General features: G+C 64.3%; 14 protein-coding genes and 1 pseudogene. 3 read left to right on the plus strand and 12 right to left on the minus strand.

The genetic code is table 11. The features are described 5' to 3' along the window. Positions 1-209: 209 nt before the first annotated feature. Positions 210-1,169, plus strand: coding sequence for a sulfurtransferase (locus HQ394_RS17575; protein WP_223291689.1), 960 nt, complete (start codon positions 210-212; stop codon positions 1,167-1,169). On the opposite strand, the gene gluQRS is transcribed toward HQ394_RS17575, so the two are convergent. From gluQRS to HQ394_RS17630, 12 genes and pseudogenes are all read right to left on the minus strand, one after another. Next, positions 1,166-2,074 (minus strand): tRNA glutamyl-Q(34) synthetase GluQRS, encoded by a 909-nt coding sequence (gene gluQRS, locus HQ394_RS17580; RefSeq protein ID WP_190261279.1) that lies wholly within the window; start codon positions 2,072-2,074, stop codon positions 1,166-1,168. The genes HQ394_RS17575 and gluQRS overlap by 4 nt on opposite strands. Positions 2,075-2,157: 83 nt before the next feature. Continuing rightward, on the minus strand, positions 2,158-2,844 hold the full coding sequence (locus HQ394_RS17585) for a response regulator (protein WP_190261280.1): 687 nt from the start codon (positions 2,842-2,844) through the stop codon (positions 2,158-2,160). Continuing rightward, on the minus strand, positions 2,841-3,215 hold the full coding sequence (locus HQ394_RS20250; RefSeq protein WP_223292133.1) for a sensor histidine kinase: 375 nt from the start codon (positions 3,213-3,215) through the stop codon (positions 2,841-2,843). Before HQ394_RS20250 ends, HQ394_RS17585 begins: the two co-directional genes overlap by 4 nt. Continuing rightward, the gene (locus HQ394_RS17590; protein WP_223291690.1) at positions 3,134-5,563 is read right to left on the minus strand and encodes a sensor histidine kinase; all 2,430 of its coding nucleotides are present in this window, start codon (positions 5,561-5,563) and stop codon (positions 3,134-3,136) included. Before HQ394_RS17590 ends, HQ394_RS20250 begins: the two co-directional genes overlap by 82 nt. Positions 5,564-5,602: 39 nt before the next feature. Next, a complete protein-coding gene (gene kdpC / locus HQ394_RS17595) occupies positions 5,603-6,160 on the minus strand; it encodes a potassium-transporting ATPase subunit KdpC (RefSeq protein WP_190261281.1) in 558 nt (185 codons plus the stop codon). 9 nt (positions 6,161-6,169) lie between these two features. Beyond that, positions 6,170-8,212: a potassium-transporting ATPase subunit KdpB gene (gene kdpB / locus HQ394_RS17600; RefSeq protein ID WP_190263389.1), complete on the minus strand. Its 2,043-nt coding sequence runs from the start codon at positions 8,210-8,212 to the stop codon at positions 6,170-6,172. A 77-nt stretch (positions 8,213-8,289) separates the two neighbouring features. Further along, a pseudogene (gene kdpA / locus HQ394_RS17605) lies at positions 8,290-10,024 on the minus strand (potassium-transporting ATPase subunit KdpA). 13 nt (positions 10,025-10,037) lie between these two features. Further along, complete coding sequence (kdpF, locus tag HQ394_RS17610) at positions 10,038-10,127, minus strand: K(+)-transporting ATPase subunit F (RefSeq protein ID WP_190261282.1); 90 nt, start codon at positions 10,125-10,127, stop codon at positions 10,038-10,040. A gap of 384 nt (positions 10,128-10,511) precedes the next feature. Continuing rightward, positions 10,512-11,969 (minus strand): catalase, encoded by a 1,458-nt coding sequence (locus HQ394_RS17615; protein WP_190261283.1) that lies wholly within the window; start codon positions 11,967-11,969, stop codon positions 10,512-10,514. 196 nt (positions 11,970-12,165) lie between these two features. Then, positions 12,166-13,062 (minus strand): LysR substrate-binding domain-containing protein, encoded by an 897-nt coding sequence (locus HQ394_RS17620; protein ID WP_190261284.1) that lies wholly within the window; start codon positions 13,060-13,062, stop codon positions 12,166-12,168. Positions 13,063-13,181: 119 nt separating this feature from the next. Further along, entirely contained in the window at positions 13,182-14,924 is a 1,743-nt protein-coding gene (locus HQ394_RS17625; protein ID WP_190261285.1) for an ABC transporter permease, read from the minus strand. 7 nt (positions 14,925-14,931) lie between these two features. Beyond that, positions 14,932-15,957, minus strand: coding sequence for a Fe(3+) ABC transporter substrate-binding protein (locus HQ394_RS17630; protein ID WP_190261286.1), 1,026 nt, complete (start codon positions 15,955-15,957; stop codon positions 14,932-14,934). 451 nt (positions 15,958-16,408) lie between these two features. Between HQ394_RS17630 and HQ394_RS17635 the strand changes: the two genes are divergently transcribed. Together HQ394_RS17635 and HQ394_RS17645 are read left to right on the plus strand one after the other, a co-directional pair. Next, positions 16,409-16,588 carry a hypothetical protein gene (locus HQ394_RS17635; protein WP_190261287.1) on the plus strand — a complete coding sequence of 60 codons (180 nt, stop codon included), beginning with the start codon at positions 16,409-16,411 and terminating at the stop codon, positions 16,586-16,588. 859 nt (positions 16,589-17,447) lie between these two features. Then, on the plus strand, positions 17,448-17,888 hold the full coding sequence (locus HQ394_RS17645; RefSeq protein ID WP_190261289.1) for a DUF2325 domain-containing protein: 441 nt from the start codon (positions 17,448-17,450) through the stop codon (positions 17,886-17,888). Positions 17,889-18,020: the final 132 nt, after the last annotated feature.

Below are 18,020 nucleotides of genomic sequence, written 5' to 3' on the forward strand. Positions count from 1 at the left end.
ACAGTGCGGCTGCGCCAACACTTCGATGATGATGCGATCGTTGAACTAACCGGCCTGATCGCCTTTCAGAATCTGTCGAGCAAGTTCAATGCGGCGCTCAACGTTCCACCACAGGGCTTCTGCACTGTTCCGACAACCAAGGTTGATACNGAACGAAGCAGCACATGCGTCGTCGTAAGTCCCCATCACTCGAACCACGGTTTCCCAGGATGCCTCTGGTCTTCAGACGCACGATCGTTGCGCTGCTGGCGGGTTTCGCCGCCTTGGTTATCGCCGCCTACGCCTGGATGCCGGAACCGGCGAACCGCCCCGCGGCTGATGCGCAGGCGGCCAGTCTGCCGGACAACTGGATTATCCAGCCTGAGCTTGCGCGCCAGTTGATCAGCGGTGGCGCCCTCGTTCTTGATACGCGTGATCCCTTGCTTGCCTTGGTACAGCCGCTGCCCGGCTCGGTACCGGTGCAATGGCAGGCCTTCTCGCAGGCCGATGCGCCGTCCCGGGGCCTGTTGCTCGACGACGACGATGCGTTATCACAGCGGTTACAAGCGATCGGCGTTAGCGCCGATCGCCCCGTCGTTGTCATTGCCGATAACAGCCAGGGCTGGGGCGAAGACGGCCGCATCGTCTGGATGCTGCACACGCTAGGTCACGAAAAGGCGTATATGGTTGACGGCGGCATCAATGCGCTGCTGGCGTCCGGCAGTATCACCATCCCCACCGTTGCCGGTGCGGGCGATTTCGTCGTCAACCGCAACGAGCGGTGGCTCACCACCATCGAGACGGTCCGCGACCGGCTCGATACGGAGGACGGAGTCTTTGTCGACGTTCGCGAGCCGCGCGAGTTTGCCGGGGCCGTCCCTTATGGCGAGACGCGCGGCGGCCATCTTCCCGGCGCCAAGCACGTGTATTATCGCGAGTTGCTGGGGGCCAACGGACGGCTGCTGCCTGAGGCGCAGATTCGCGCGCTTCTCACCAGCCGCGGCATTACCGACGATGTGGAAGTGATCGCCTACTGTACCGGCGGGGTACGCTCCGCCTGGTTTACCGCCGTCCTGCATGATTTGGGTTATCAAGTCAGGACCTACGCCGGGTCCATGTGGGAGTGGTCGGCAGCGGAAGCGGACTCACATCCACTCAGCACCGAGATCGCCTTTCGTCCGGCCTCTTAGGCGTCAGTACACGGCGGGCAGGGCGCGGGCATCGGCTGTTCGCTACCGCGGGTTACCGCTGCCTCGGCCATGGCGAGGACCTCTGCCGGCGTCAGTCCGCGGTCGCGCAGTGTGCGGATGCTGAGGTCCTGACTGCGCTTGGCGAGGCGCCGTCCCGACGCATCGCAGCAAAGCCGATGATGCAGCCATTGCGGCGCCTCAAGGCCGAGCAGGGCGTAGAGCAACCGATGGACGTGGGTTGCCGCGAACAGATCCTCGCCGCGGGTGACGAGAGTAACGCCCTGCGCCGCATCGTCGATCACCACCGCCAGATGGTAACTGGTGGCCATCTTCTTGCGAGCGATCACCACGTCGCCGTGGTCGCTGAGGCGGACCGGCTGGTTGCCGCGCACCGCATCGCGCCAGACAAGATCGCCAGTGTGGGCGAGGGCTCGCGCTGCATCCAGGCGGATCGCGTAGGAGGCACCGCCGGCAATCAGCTGCGCGGTCTCGTTGCGGTCGCGCTGGCGGCACAGTCCCGGATAGATGCTGCGCGTCGCGTCGCCGCCTTGCGCGGCGCCGTTGGCGGCCTCGATCTCGGCGCGGATTTGCTTGCGGGTGCACAGACAGGGGTAGGTGACGCCGAGGCCCACCAGGCGATCGAGGGCCGCCGCCTGGTAGTGCGCCATGCGTGCCGACTGGCGCAGCACCGGCTCCTCCCAGCGCAGTCCGAGCCAATGCAGATCCTGCAGATTACGGTCAATGAAATCGTCGCGACAGCGTCCGAGGTCGATGTCTTCGATGCGGACAAGGAAACGTCCGTGCGCTCGCATCGCCGTGGTGAAGGCGAACCACGCCGCGTAGGCATGGCCCAGGTGCAGGTCGCCGGTGGGGCTAGGGGCGAAGCGGGTAACGATCGGCAACATCCCTCCTCCTGGCGGCGCTCCTGACGTCATCCATGGCCGAAGCCTGCCTGCAACCAGGACAATGAACGCGATGGAACAAAGGGCTATTCCAATACCTGCAGTCGATAGCCGACGCCGGTTTCGGTGAGAATATGGCGCGGCCGCTCGGGGTTGGCTTCCAGCTTCCGCCGCAACTGCCGAATATAGATGCGCAAGTACTGTACGTCGCCAGCCGCGCCCCATACCTCCTGCATGATCATCCGATGCGTCAGCACCTTGCCGGCATGGATCACCAACAGGCGCAGGATGTCATACTCCTTCGGCGACAGCTTGACTTCAGCATCGTTGACGGTGACCCGGCGGCGAACGAGATCGACGCCAAGCGTGCCGCTGCGGAACAGCGGTTCGCCGCCTTCCGCCTGGACTCGATGACGAAGCGCAGTGCGGATGCGCGCCACCAATTCCGCCATGCCGAAGGGCTTGGTGACGTAGTCGTCGGCGCCGAGGTCGAGGGCGTCCACCTTGCCGCGCTCGTCACCGCGGCTCGACAGGACGACGATCGGCGCCTTGGCAATCTTGCGAATGCGGCGGATCAGCTCGATGCCGTCCATGTCCGGCAGTCCCAGGTCCAGGATCAGCAGGTCAGGGCGTTCGCCCAGCCGCTGCAACGCTCCCGCCGCGCTCTCGGCCTCAATGATGCGGAAGCCCTGAACGACAAGACTGGTGCGCAGCAGGCGGCGGATCGGTGGCTCGTCGTCGATGACGAGGATTAACGGGCCATCGTCGCTCATGCCGCCGAACCCGTCACCGGCACGTCAGCAGCGTCGGTGCGCGGGAAGATGATGGTGAACACCGCACCCGAGCGGTCTGGCCGATTGGCGGCGCGGATGCTGCCGCCGAGCGCCTCGATGAAACCGCGACAGACGGCGAGGCCGAGGCCGGTGCCGGCGCGCTGGCGATCGCCCAGCCGCAGCCGACGAAACTTCTCGAAGATGCGATCGATTTCGGCCAGCGGAATGCCCGGCCCCTCATCCAACACCGAAACCGTTATCGCGTCATGTGCGCAACTGGCATCGATGGTCACCGTTGATCCGGCCGGCGCGTATTTCGCCGCGTTGTCGAAGATGTTGACCAGGGCCTGCTCGAAGAGGACCGGATCAATTCGAGCATTGGCAGCTCCGGCTCGATGTGCATGTCGAGGCGGTGATGTTCGAGGATGCGGCTGCATCGCTCGATCGCCGCGCCGATCACCTCGCCGATATCGATCATCTCCCGGTTGAGCTCAAGCGCGCCCGACTCCAGCCGGGTCATGTCCAGCAGATTGTGAACGAACCGACGCAACCGCTCGGCTTCATCGCGGATGGTTCCGACCAGATCCCGGCGCGTCTGGGCGTCGTAGAGCTCTTCGTATTGTTGCAGTGAGGTGGCGGCGCCGAGGATCGCCGCCAGCGGCGTGCTTAGGTCGTGGGAGATGGAGTTGAGAAGGGCGGCGCGCAGCCGCTCCGTCTCCGCCAGCACCTGTCGCTTGTCGAAGTCCTCGGCGAGGCGCACCCGTTCAACCGCCACCGCCGTCTGATCGAGGAGGGCATCGAGCAGCCGCCGCTCGTCCGGTGTCAGCAGCGATCCCGGTTGTTCACTGTCGAGGCCGACGACGCCCACCGGGCCGCGACTGGTCCTGAGAGGCAGGAACAGCCGCCTAGCGCCTGGCAGCGTCTCCGCGCCCCGGCCGGCGGGCTTGTTATTGTTCCAACTCCATGAGGCAGCGCCGAAGTCGGCATCGTCGAGCAGATCTTCCGGCGGATAGCCGGCGCGCACGTGCAGGCTGCCGTCTTCCGGCAGCAGCACCACCACATTGACGTTCAGCATCGACGACATCTGGAATGCCGCAGCCCACAACAGATCGTCGAGACTGGCGACGCCGGCGATCTTGCGACTGAAGGCGTACAGTGCCTCGGTGGTGCGCGCTCGCATTCGCGCGGCGCTAACTTGATCGCGGACGCGGCCGGCAAGATTGCTGGCAAGAAGGGCAGCTGCTAGAAAGAAAAAAAAAACAGCAATAAGATGCGAAGGATTGTAGATCGTTAAGGTATAAAGCGGCGGCAGAAAAAAGAAATTATAGGCAAACATGCTTAATATGGAAGCGGTAATGGAAGGCAGTAAGCCAAAATTGACCGCGACGATGAAGACTGCCGTCAGGAAAATCAAATCATTATTGTCATTTCCCAGGTAAGGTTCGATGATTAATCCCAATCCAAGCGCTGCGGCAACAATCGCAATGGCGCCGAGATAGGCGGAGGGGTTGGTCGTCCGCTTAGGTGTTTCGGTACTTAGGGTCTTTGGGGTGATGGTGCTGTCGGTGGTGGCGGTCTCGCCGGCGATGACATGGACGCCGATGTTGCCGGATCGTCGTAACAGGTTACGGACGACCGACCCGTGCATGAGTTCGAACCATCGGGTGCGAACCGCCTTGCCGATGATGATCTGGGTGACGTTATGGGCGTGGGCGTAGGCGACGATCTCTTCGGCGATGTCATGTCCGGGCAAGGTGAGCGCCTCGCCGCCGAGACGTTCGGCGAGGCGCTGGCAATCGGCGATGCGGTCTCGCGCCGCCTCACTCAGCTGGTGGGTTCGCACGGTCTCGATGTGGATCGCTGTCCAGGGGGCGTGCAGCCGGTCGGCGACGCGCTTGGCATGGCGCACCAGACCAGCGGTTTGCGGCTGCTCGTTGATGCAAACCACGACCCGTTCCCCGGCTGCCCATGGGCCGCGAATCGCGTGCGCACGCATGTGGGTGAGCAGTTGTTCGTCCACCCGTTGGGCGGTCTGCCGTAACGCAAGTTCGCGCAGGGCGGTCAAGTTGCCGGGAGCAAAATAATGATCGAGCGCACGCTTCGCTGTCTTCGGGACGTAGACCTTGCCCTCCCGGAGGCGCTGGATCAGGTCGCCGGGCGACAGGTCCACCACCTCGATGTCGTCGGCGGCGTCGAGAACGCTGTCGGGCACCGTCTCGCGGACGCGGATGCGGGTGATCTGGGCGACGACGTCGTTCAAGCTCTCCACGTGCTGGATGTTCAGCGTCGTATAGACGTCGATCCCGGCGGCGAGGATTTCCTCGACGTCGAGATAGCGCTTCGGGTGGCGGACGCCCTCGGCGTTGGTGTGGGCGAGCTCGTCGACCAGCACCAGCTGCGGCCGGCGGGCAAGGACCGCGTCGAGGTCCATCTCCTCCAGTTGCAGCCCGCGGTAGTCGACCGTCTGCCGCGGAATGACCTCGAGCCCGTGGAGAAGCGCGCCGGTCTCCGCCCGGCCATGGGTCTCGACCACGCCGACGACGATATCGAGGCCTTCCTGCTTCTTCGCCTGCGCCGCCTGCAGCATTTCATAGGTCTTGCCGACGCCGGGGGCGGCGCCGAGGAAGATCTTCAGACGGCCACGGCCCTCCCGCTGCGCCGCTTCCAGCAGCGCCTCCGGCGAGGGCCGTCCGTCACGGGTTGAATTATTCGCTGCCATTTCCTCCAGTTTACTCCGCCTCTGTCCGTGCGCGAGCGGCTACTTCGTGGCGTCGAGTGCCAGGTTAAGCTGCAGGACGTTGACGCGCGGCTCGCCGATGATGCCGAGCAGCCGGCGTTCGGTCGCGTCGTGAACGGCGGCGCGGACCCGATCGACCGGCAGCCCGCGCGCCTTTGCGACGCGGCCGATCTGCAGTTTCGCCGCCTCCGGGCTGATATGTGGGTCGAGGCCGCTGCCGGATGCGGTCACGAGATCGACGGGGATGCTGCCGGGTTTGACGCCGAGGGCAGCGACATCGTCTCGCACCCGATCGACCAGCGCCTTGCTGGTCGGACCCAGGTTCGAGCCCCCGGAGGACACGGCGTCGTAGCCCTTCCCCGCCGCCGACGGCCGGCCGTGGAAATATCGCGGGCTGGCGAATGCCTGGCCGATGAGTTCGGAGCCGACGATCGTGCCGTTGCGGCTGATCAGGCTGCCGTTCGCCTGCGCCGGCATCAGCACCTGCGCCACGCCGGTGACGGCGAGGGGATAGAGGAGCCCGGTGAGCAGCGTCATCAGGACGAGGAGGATGAGGGCGGGACGAATTTGCTTTAGCATTGGAGGTCCTCACGCAAGTCCGAGGGCGGAAACGACGAGATCGACCGCCTTGATGCCGACGAACGGGACGATGACGCCGCCCAGCCCGTAGATCAACAGGTTGCGGCCGAGCAGCGCCGCGGCGCCGCTCGCCCGGTAGGGGACACCGCGCAGCGCCAGCGGGATCAGCGCGACGATGATCAGCGCGTTGAAGATGATCGCCGACAGGATGGCGCTCTGCGGGCTGGCGAGCCGCATGATGTTGAGCGCATCGAGCTGCGGATAGAAGGCGACAAACATCGCCGGGATTATCGCGAAGTACTTGGCGACGTCGTTGGCGATCGAGAACGTCGTCAAGGCGCCGCGGGTCATCAGCAGCTGCTTGCCGATGGCGACGATCTCGATGAGCTTCGTCGGGTCGCTGTCGAGATCGACCATGTTGCCGGCCTCGCGCGCCGCCATGGTGCCGGTGTTCATGGCCACGCCCACATCGGCCTGCGCCAGCGCCGGCGCGTCGTTGGTGCCGTCGCCGCACATCGCCACCAGCTTGCCCTCCGCCTGCTCCTTGCGGATCAGAGCCAGCTTCGCCTCCGGCGTCGCCTCGGCGAGGAAGTCGTCCACTCCCGCTTCGGCAGCGATGGCGGCGGCGGTCAGCGGGTTGTCGCCGGTGATCATCACGGTGCGAATGCCCATGCGCCGCAGTTCGCCGAACCGCTCGCGGATGCCGCCCTTGACGATGTCCTTCAGGTAGACGACGCCGAGGATGCGGCCGTCGCGGGCGACGACGAGCGGCGTGCCGCCAGCCTTGGCGACCTTCTCTACCGCGTCGCGCAGCGTCCGCGGCATCTGCATGTTCGGATTATTGGTCACTTGGCGAACCCAGGCGACCACCGCCTCGGCGGCGCCCTTGCGGATCGAGCTGCCGTCGAGGTCGATGCCGCTCATCCGCGTCTGCGCGGTGAACGGCACCAGGTGGGCGTGCAAGGGCGCCATGTCGCGGCCGCGGATGCCGTACTTCTCCTTGGCGAGCACGACAATCGAGCGGCCCTCCGGCGTCTCGTCGGCGAGCGACGACAGTTGCGCCGCGTCGGCCAGCTCCCGCTCGGAGACGCCCGGCAGCGGGATGAACTCGGTGGCGTGCCGGTTGCCCAGCGTGATCGTGCCGGTCTTGTCGAGAAGCAGCAGCGTATCGACGTCGCCCGCCGCCTCGACGGCGCGGCCGGACATGGCGAGCACGTTGAAGCGGACCAGCCGGTCCATGCCGGCGATGCCGATCGCCGACAGCAGGGCGCCGATGGTGGTCGGGATCAGGGTGACGAACAGGGCGACGAGGACGATGACCGGCACCGAGCCGCCGGCGTAGCTGGCGTAGCTGGGGATCGTCACCGTGGCGAACAGGAAGATCAGCGTCATCCCGGCAAGCAGGATGTTGAGGGCGATCTCGTTCGGCGTCTTCTGCCGCTGCGCGCCTTCGACGAGGGCGATCATCCGGTCGAGGAAAGTGGACCCCGGCGCGGCGGTGATCCGCACCTTGATCCAGTCGGAGATCACCTGCGTACCGCCGGTCACTGCCGAGCGGTCGCCGCCGCTCTCGCGGATGACCGGCGCCGACTCGCCGGTAATCGCCGCCTCGTTGACCGAGGCGACGCCTTCGATCACCTCGCCGTCGCTGGGGATCAGGTCGCCGGCTTCCACCAGCACGACGTTGCCGGCCTTCAGGTCGAGCGCCGAAATCTCCCGCCACGCGCGGCCCTCCGGCGTGGTCAGCACCTTCGCCATTGCCTCGGTGCGCGTCCGGCGCAAGGTGGCGGCCTGTGCCTTGCCGCGTCCCTCGGCGACCGCTTCGGCGAAATTGGCGAACAGCACGGTCACCCAGAGCCAGGCGATGATCTGGCCGGAGAAGAGAAGGTTGCCGCTGCCGTGAACGAGGTCGGCGACGAACAGCACCGTCGTCAGCAAGGAGACGACGCCGACGACGAACATCACCGGGTTGCGCGCGAGGCGGCGCGGATCGAGCTTGCGGAACGCATCGCCGATCGCCGGTACCAGGATCGCCGCATCGAGCAGCGCCATCCCGGCTGCCTTGTCCCGCTTGCGGGTGGCGGCAAGCGCGCCGCCCGCCGCAACCTCATGTTTGCTGGTCATGTCATTCATCGAGGCATGGTCCGTTCAGTAGAGATGCCGCTCTGCAGCGAGACGTGCTCGGCGATCGGCCCGAGGGCGAGTGCCGGGAAGACGGTGAGCCCGCCGACGATGAGGATGACGCCGACAAGGAGGCCTACGAACAGCGCGNNCCGTGCGTCGGGAACGTCCCAGCCGACGGCGGTGCGGCCTTCTTCATCGCCATGGTGCCGGCGATCGCCAGCATCGGCACGANNTCATCAGGAAGCGGCCTACGAACATCGTAACCGCCAGCGTCAGGTTGTAGAACAGGGTGTTGCCATTGAGGCCGGCGAAGGCACTGCCGTTGTTACCGGCCGCCGACGAATAGGCGTAAAGCACCTCGGAGAAGCCGTGAGGGCCGGGATTGGCGATGCTGGCGATGCCGGTGGACAGGACCACGGCGATTGCCGTCAAGCCGAGATACGCCAGCGGCAGAACGAGAATGGCGAGCATCGTCATCTTGACTTCCTTCGCCTCGATCTTCTTGCCGAGGTACTCAGGGGTGCGCCCGACCACCATCAGGCCAGCGACGAAGATGGCAATGATGACGAACAGCAGCATGCCGTAGAGACCGGCGCCGACGCCGCCGACGATGATTTCACCAAGCTGAATGTTGAACAGGGGGATCAAGCCGCCGAGTGGCATGAAGCTGTCGTGCATGGCGTTGACGGCGCCACAGGACGCGGCGGTGGTGATCACCGCGAACAAGGAGGATAGGGCGATGCCGAAGCGGACCTCCTTGCCCTCCATGTTGCCGCCGGCCGGATCGACGCCGAGTGCGGCCAGTGCAGGGTTGGCATGCGCCTCCGCCCAGTAGCAGACAGCGACGCCGGCGATGAACAGGATCATCATCGCGACGAAGAGGGCCCAGCCCTGGCGTTCGTCACCCACCATCCGCCCGAAAGTGTTGGTCAGTGCCGCGCCGATGGCGAAGATTGCCAGCATCTGGATCAGGTTGCTGAGCGCTGTCGGGTTCTCGTACGGATGGGCGGCGTTGGCATTGAAGAAGCCGCCACCGTTGGTGCCGAGCATCTTGATCGCCACCTGGCTTGCCACCGGCCCCTGCGCGATCGTCTGCGTCGCGCCTTCCAGCGTCGTGGCGTTGACGTAGCCGTGCAGGTTCTGTGGTACGCCCTGCCACACCAGAACCAGGGCGAGAAAGAACGACAGCGGCAGCAGCACGTACAGGGTGCAGCGGGTGATATCGACCCAGAAGTTGCCGATGGTGTTCGTTGATTTCCGCGCGAAGCCACGGATCAGGGCGATCGAAAGGGCGATGCCGGTGGCCGCCGAGAGGAAGTTCTGCACCGTCAGACCGACCATCTGCACGAGATAGCCAAGCGTCGCTTCGCCGGCGTAGTTCTGCCAGTTGGTGTTGGTGACGAAGCTGATGGCGGTATTGAGCGCCAGCGCTGGCGGCACCGCCGGCATGTCCTGCGGATTAAACGGTAGCAGACCCTGCAGCCGCTGCAACGCATAGAGGGCGAGGACGCCGGCTAGATTGAACAGCAGCATCGCAGCAGCGTAGGTGACCCAATGCTGTTCGCTGCGGCGGTCGATGCCGGCAAGCCGATACATCAGCCGCTCTACCGGGGCACATGCCGGTGACAGGGGTGTTCGCTTGCCTTCGAACACGTGCACCATATAGCCGCCGAGCGGCCGCACCAGGGCGGTGAGGATGAGGGCGTAGAGAACGATCTGCACCCAGCCGAGAGTGGTCATCGCAGCACTGCTCCTAAAACCGTTCAGGGCGGAGGAGGGCAATCAGCAGATAGGCAAACAGGGCGAGGGTGACCGCGCCGCCTAGCAGGTAATCGAGCGTCATCGTGTCCTCACAGTCGCTCGCAGCCGAGCGCATAGAGAATGGCGATCACGAACAGGGCGATCGCGGTAACGACCATCGTCATGTCGAGCATGGCTGGTTCCATCGTCGGTGTTGCAGAGCTCAAGTCGGAGCGTTGTTGCTCACGAGGATTTTCGGACGATGGGCATTAAGGAGCGAGGGACTTGTGCCGCTCGTTGCATAGGAATCTCGTATACGTGCGCGCAGGGTGAACGCGCGCGGAGATCCCCGGGGCTGGTTGGCTGAGTGGTTTCGCGCTTGCCGTCAGGAGTGGATGGGCGGACGTACACGCCGCGGCTGATCTCCCCGCTGTTACGCCCGCCCCTTCGTCTTCGGCAGTCTTTGCCGTCCGCGTGCTGTCGCCGCTTACGCCGGAATGTCGCTCAGCGGAATGCCGAGGGCATCGGCGATGCCCTTACCGTAGGCCGGATCGGCCTTCATACAGTTGCCGATGTGGCGGATCTGGATCTCCCGCGGTGCCGGTCCGATGGACCGTGCGGTGTTCTCGAACAGTGCCTGTTGCTGCGCCGGGCTCATCAGCCGGAACAGTGCGCCTGGTTGCGAGTAGTAGTCGGGATCCTCGCGGTGGTTCCAGTGATCGGCAGCGCCTTCGAGGCTGAGCGGTGGCTCGCGGTAATCCGGCTGCTCCTGCCATTCGCCATAGCTGTTCGGCTCGTAGCCCAAGGTCGAGCCATGGTTGCCGTCAACCCGCATCGCCCCGTCGCGATGGTAGCTGTGCACCGGACAGCGGGCGGCATTCACCGGGATCAGGTGATGGTTGACGCCGAGCCGGTAGCGCTGGGCATCGCCATAGGAAAACAGCCGGCCCTGCAGCATCTTGTCGGNGGAGAAGCCGATGCCGGGNNGGACGTTGGCGGGATTGAAGGCCGACTGCTCCACCTCGGCGAAAAAATTCTCCGGGTTGCGGTTCAATTCCATGACGCCGACCTCCATCAGCGGGTAATCGGCATGCGGCCAGATCTTGGTCAGATCGAAGGGATTGTAGGGGACCTTGGCGGCGTCGGCCTCGGGCATGATCTGCACCTTCAGCGTCCAGCGCGGGAAATCGCCCTTCTCGATGGACTCGTAAAGATCGCGCTGGTGGCTTTCACGATCCTTGCCGACGACGGTTTCGGCTTCAGCGTCGCTGAGATTCTTAATGCCCTGCTGCGACTTGAAGTGAAACTTGACCCAGTGGCGTTCGTTGCTGGAGTTGATGAAGCTGAAGGTGTGGCTGCCGAAGCCATGCATGTGCCGATAGGTTGCCGGCAGGCCGCGATCGCTCATGACGATCGTCACCTGGTGAAGCGCTTCCGGCAGCGAGCTCCAGAAGTCCCAGTTGTTCGTGGCGCTGCGCAGGTTGGTGCGCGGGTCGCGCTTGACCGCATGGTTGAGGTCGGGGAACTTCAGCGGATCGCGCATGAAGAAGACCGGCGTGTTGTTGCCGACCATGTCCCAGTTGCCCTCGTCGGTGTAGAACTTCACCGCGAAGCCGCGGATGTCGCGCTCGGCATCGGCGGCGCCGCGTTCGCCGGCAACGGTGGTAAAGCGGGCGAACAGCTCGGTCTTCTTGCCGATCTCGGCGAAGATCTTGGCGCGAGTGTATCGCGTGATGTCGTGGGTGACGGTAAACGTACCGTAAGCGCCGGAGCCCTTGGCGTGCATCCGTCGCTCGGGGATCACTTCACGGTCGAAGTGAGCGAGCTTTTCCAGAAACCACACATCCTGCAGCAGCTGCGGGCCGCGCCGGCCGGCAGTCAGCACATTCTGATTATCGGCGACCGGGCAGCCGGCGTTCGTCGTCAGTTTCTTGCTGTCACTCATCGTCCATCCTTATGTCTGTTGCACGTGACGGCTTGGTGAGGCCGCCCGCGCTTATTCGCCTCTGGAACACCCCGGAAGTAAGGACGTCGCGGCTACGACGTCTTGCGATTCGTCGTAGGCTATTATTCCGAAATACTTCGCTGGAAGGAAATCGATTGTTCAGATTGTAGGGATTGATAACGTCAATCGATAAGGCTTATGCGCGGTGGACAGTAGGGGGCAAGGCATTGCGGATCAGCGTCGCAAGCATGTCTAGATCGTCCCCCTTCGGGTAACCGCGGCGCCAGACGAGGCCAATCCGCCGTGCCGCTGCCGTTGCCAGCGGCCGCACCGCAAACCGCTGTTCCTCCACCCTGCCGACGGCAAGCGCCGGCAGCAGGGTGCAGCCAATACCCACCGCCACCATTTGGCGCAGCGTTTCGAGACTGGTGGCGCGAAAATCGGCGTCCCTCCTGCCGTCGTTGCGGCCGCAGATCGCCAGCGCCTGATCGCGCAGGCAATGACCATCGGTCAACAGCAGGATCCGCTGCTGGCGCATGTCCGCGTCGCTGACGGCGGGCATCGAGGCGAGCGGATGATCGCGCGGGCAGGCGAAGAAGAAGGGCTCGTCGAACAGCGGTCGTATCTCCAGGCTGTCGGAGCGGAGCGGCAGCGCCATCACCGCGGCATCGATCCGGTGCGCGCGCAAGCTCTCGATCAGACCGTCGGTCAGGTCCTCTTGCACGGTGAGTTGCAGCTGCGGACAAGACTGCTGCAACAGTGGTACCAGCCACGGCAGCAGGTAGGGATTGAGCGACGGGATCACGCCCAGGGTGAAGGGGCCGGTCAGCGGTTCCGTCATGTCGCGTGCGAGGTTGATGATGGCCTCGGCTTCAACTAGGACGCGACGCGCCTGAGCGACGATCTTCCGGCCGATGGGGGTGACGGTCAGCGACTTGTTGGTGCGTTCGAACAGGGTGACGCCGAGCACATCCTCCAGTTTCTTTAACTGCGTGCTCAGGGTCGGCTGCGTCACATGACAGGCATCCGCCGCACGGCCGAAATGGCCGTGGTCAGCCAGGGCAACGAGGTAACGCAGTTCCTGTAAAGTCATTCGCTTGGATGGCTGGAGGTCATGCACACGCGCGGCGGATGATTGCAGTCACCGGACAGACCGACAAGCAATTAGCGGCAGAATGTGGTGCGGTGCCGCTGTTGGATGCCATCCAGACGTCATCCCTGGCCGGGGCGGGAGCGCCGGACTTCGCGGCAGAGGAGGATCACCGGCAGCAGACCGGCGGCGACGATGAGCAGCGAGGGCACGGCGGCGGCATCCAGTCGTTCGGTGGTTGCCAGCTGAAAGGCCTCGGTTGCCAGTGTATCGAAGTTGAAGGGACGGAGAATCATCGTCGCCGGCAATTCCTTCATCACATCGACGCAGACGATGAGCGCCGCAATCATCAGACTGGATCGCATCAGCGGCAGGTGAACGTGGCGCAAGACGCTGGTGGAACTGCCGCGAAGCAGGCGGGCGGCGTCTTCGTAGGATGGCTTGATCTTGGCCATGGCTGCTTCGAGCGGACCGTAGGCGACGGCGAAGAAGCGGACGAGGCAACCGTAGGTGATCGCCGCCAGGGTGCCGCCAAGGAGCATGCCGGCGGAGATCCCGAAGGCCTGCTGCAACCCGGTAGCGAGCAGGCGGTCGAGGGCGCCGATGGCAATGAGAATGCCGATGCCGATTACCACCCCAGGCGTGGCATAGCCGATGGAACAGACCATGGCGGCGAGCCGCGCCAGTAGACTGCGGCCGCCACGCAGCGCATAGAGCGCCACAACGGCGCAGGTGATGATGACGACGCTGGCAATGGCTCCCAGCAGCACGGTATCGCGGGCGAGTTCGATCAGCCTGGGCGTGGACAGGAGGTCGCCGCCACTGTGCGCCGCCATGGCAAACAACGTCGCGGCCGGCAGGACAAAGCCGCAGGCGAGCGGTAGGATGCAGGCAACGATCGCGGCCGCGGCGGCGATGCCGCGTAGCCGATCGTGGCGAAGCGACCGATAGCGGTTCGATGTGTGGCGGTGGCGTCCCGCCCTGCGGCTCAATCGCTCGGCGGCGAAAACCACGAAGACGAACAGCAGCAGGGCCGAAGCCAGCTGCGAGGCGACAGTCGGGTTGGCGGTGGCGAACCAGGCGCGGTAGATGCCGGTGGTGTAGGTGGGAACCTCGAAGTATTTGACCGCGCCGAAGTCGGCGAGAGTTTCCATCAGCGCGAAGGTGACGCCGGTGGCGATGGCGGGACGTGCCAGCGGCAGCGCCACCCGCCACAGTGTCGCCGCCGGTGAGCAGCCGAGGGTGCGACTGACCTCCAGCGCGCAGACCGACTGCTCGTTGAACGCGGCGCGCGCCAGCAGATAGACGTAAGGGTAGAGGGCAAAGCCGAGGACGAACACCGCCCCGCCCAGCGAGTGGACCTGGGGAAACCAGTATTCGCCGTAGCGGACCCCTGTCAACTGGCGCAGCAGCGTCTGCACCGGGCCGGTGAACTGCAGCAGATCGGTGTACGCATAGGCGAGAACATAGGCGGGCATGGCGAGTGGCAGTACCAGCGCCCATTCGAACAGCTGTCGTCCGGGAAAGCGGAACATGGTGACGAGCCAAGCGGTGCCGGTGCCAGCGATACCGGTGATCAGCCCCACCCCGAGGCAAAGCATCAGCGTATTGCTGACGTAGGTCCAGAAGACGGTCTGCAGCAGGTGCGCCCACAGGCCGTCGGCGGCGGCGAAACCCTGGGCGAAGACGGCGACGAGGGGCGTGGTGATGAGCAGCAGCAGCGCCGCGCACACGGCGAAGCGGATAGCCTCCCGGCCCGTTGGCAGACGCCGTGTCATCGGCGGCAAGCGCGCAACGCTGACGCCGACCGCTGGCAGGGGCGCATCGGCGAGGGAGGGAACAGCGGCGGCGTGGGGATCGGTCATCACCGGATCACTTCCAACCGACCCGATCCATGATGTTCGCCGCTTCGGCGCTGTTGGCAGCGTAGACGGCGGGATTGAGCCGGTCCTGCTTGAACGGTCCCCATGCGGCGAGGGTGGGGTTAAGCGGGACCGCGGCGTTGACGGGATATTCGAAGGCGACGTCGGCGAAATACGCCTGTGCTTCCGGGCTCAGCAGATATTCCAGCAGACGGATGGCGTTATCACGGTTCTTCGCGGTGCGGACAACGCCGGCACCACTGATGTTGATGTGGGTGCCGCGGTCGTCGAGCGATGGAAAGAAGACGCGAAGGTTGCGGACGATCGCCTGGTCATCGGGGTTGGCAGAACCGGCGAGGCGGGCAAAATAGTAATGATTGGAGAGCGCCACATCACCCAGACCCGCCGCAACCGCCTTGATCTGATCGGTGTCGCCGCCTTCCGGTGGCCGCGCCATGTTGGTGACGATGCCTCTGCCCCAGGCCTCCGCCCCGGCGACGCCGTCTGCATCGATCACGGCGCCCATCAGGCCGAGGTTGTAGGTGTTGGTACCGCTGCGGACCAGGATCCGTCCTTTGAACGCGGGATCGGCGAGTGCCTCGTAGGTGGACAGTTCCGACGGAACGACCCTGTCCTTGTGATAGACGAGGATCCGCGCCCGATAGGCGAGGCCAAACCACAGATTCTTCGGGTCGCGTAGATTGGCGGGGACCGTCTTCTCCAGTATCGGCGAGGACACTGGGGCAAAGATGTTCTTGTCGGCGGCGAAGACCAGCCTGCCGGCATCGACGGTGATCAGCACATCTGCCGGGCTGTTCTCTCCCTCCTGCAGGATCCGCTGAATCAACTGGTCATGATCGGCACTGATCACGTTGACCTTGATGCCAGTCTTTGCAGTGAATCCTTCCCAGAGACGCGTGTCGGTGGTGTAGTGGCGGGAGTTATAGATATTGACCTCGTTGCTGGCTGCCGCAGCCAACGCCGGCAACAGGATCGCAGCGAGCAAGGCGAACAGTCCCCGTAGTCGTCCTGCCATCTTCATTTCCTCTTCAACGGCCTCGCCCGCACGAATTGCCTGCCGGGCGGATTGTGCTACGGCGGAGGCGGCACCCGCGAAGCGTCGCCGCGCTAATGATTGTGCGAAGCAATCGCAATTATGACCCTAACGGGAATGTGGGTGCGGAGCAAGGCGGCATGATCTGCGCGGAGCGCATTGTTGCTCTGCGTCTGCCATGGGGCGGCCTTCTACCGTGATAAAGCACATTATTTCAAATCGCTATCGACGCAGCACCTATCGCTGCGCGAGTTGTTGCGAATGATTTGCAACTTGAAGCCATAAGAAATTTACGGTAATTAATAGAGCAAATAAGAACTACTCTCAGTTAGCGGCGCGCAAATTTGCTCTCATGACGCACCATGTTCCCGGCAACCCGCCCCCTTCTTGCCGCGCCGACACGGCCCTGTTCCTCAGCAAAGGCAGACCGGCGATGCTTATTTGGCGCAACCTTGATCCGAAGCTTCTGGCACAGCTGCTGATCCAGGCATCTGTGGTCTGGCGGGTGCGGACGACGACGCAGCATCACCACGAAAGCGGTTCCGGTGATACGGCAGCGCCCTCACCGGAACCGAAAAGCTGGGACGGGAAGCGGAGGATCGACGATGTGTAGCGAAGGCGGTAACAGGAAGCCGGTCACGCCGACGGGCAAGCGTCGTCGCCTATGGGAGATCGATAGCCGCCTGCATTGCTCGATTGTGGGAACCTGTCTCTCGCTCGGTGACCTGCGGCGCCTTGAACGCCAACTGGAAATCGAACCGCTACAAGGTGCCAGCGATTTTCACATCCATGGCAATTTTGTTGTCTGGGCCGGCGAAGACGGTTTGGTGGCGCGACGCATGCACCGGCTGCTCGATCGCCGCTACGCAAAAACCATTCGCCGCTTTGCCGCTGCCACCGCCGAAGACCTGGAGGTCCTCTGGGCGACCAGCCTGCGCGAAGGTGACATCCCCGGTCCTTACTGGAGTGTGCTGACCCATCCGACCGCTGCCGAAACGCTGACGATGCGGGCATTCGGCGAGGTGCACATGCTGTCGCATCTGGTCGGGGCAGCGAACCGCACCGACATCCGTCGCCTGATGATCTTGGAAGGCGAGCGGGACGGGCTCGCCGAGTTGCTGGCGGCGACCAAGCGACGGCTCGTCGATCAAGATCGTGACGACCGCCGGCTTCTTGGCCAACAGGCCGCCGAAGTCCGTGGGCTNAGGCAACCGTTTGTCGGCCAAGGCGCTGCTCGAACAACGGCTGCAGCAGGTGCTCGCCCGGGTGCAGGCCTGCGAAGCCGCCGACGGCTATGTCCAGATGCGCGCCGCGCTGGCAGAGGCGCAGGCGGCGCTTAGCCAGTCCGAACAGATGGTCGCCGACCGACGACAGCGCATCGCCGACCTGGTCGACGACATCCACCGGCTGCAGCAAGCCAACGCCGANNTCATGAGCAGGCCTGCCGCGACATCGCCGCCGAGTGCGAGGCGATGGAGAGCCTGTTGCGCGCCCAGCCTGCCATCGGCTACGCGATGCCGCGCGCTGACGGGAAGCAGACAGGGAACAATGCCGTTGATGTGATGGCACGTGATGCGCAGTGCATCGATCTCGCTGGCCGACGGATCATCTACATCGGCGGTCGGCAGGGTGCCGATCCACATTGCCAATCACTGGTAGAACGATGCGGTGGCCTGTTCTTGCATCATGACGCAAATGTCGATGCGCGGGGCGATCAACTCGACACCTTGCTCGGGCACGGCGATGCCGTCTTCTGCCCGATCAACTGCATCAGTCATGAAACCTGCACCTGCGCCAAACGAGTCTGTCGCAAGCGGTCGACGACGTTTGTGCCATTGCGGAGCGACAACCTGTCCTCCTTTATCCAGGGACTTCGCGTCCTTTCTAACAGCGAAGCACATCTGCCGGTGTAAACGACCATTATTGCCTGCGTAACTACGCCAAGGGGAGCTATTTCTAATGCATAGAGCTAAGAAAAGTGGAGTCATCTTCGGCCTCGCCACCATCTTGTCGGCGATCTGGGGGCAGAGCCGGTGCGCGCAGAC

The sequence above is a fragment of the Defluviicoccus vanus genome (genome assembly GCF_014672695.1).
Classification (GTDB): Bacteria; Pseudomonadota; Alphaproteobacteria; order Rhodospirillales; family Defluviicoccaceae; genus Defluviicoccus; species Defluviicoccus vanus.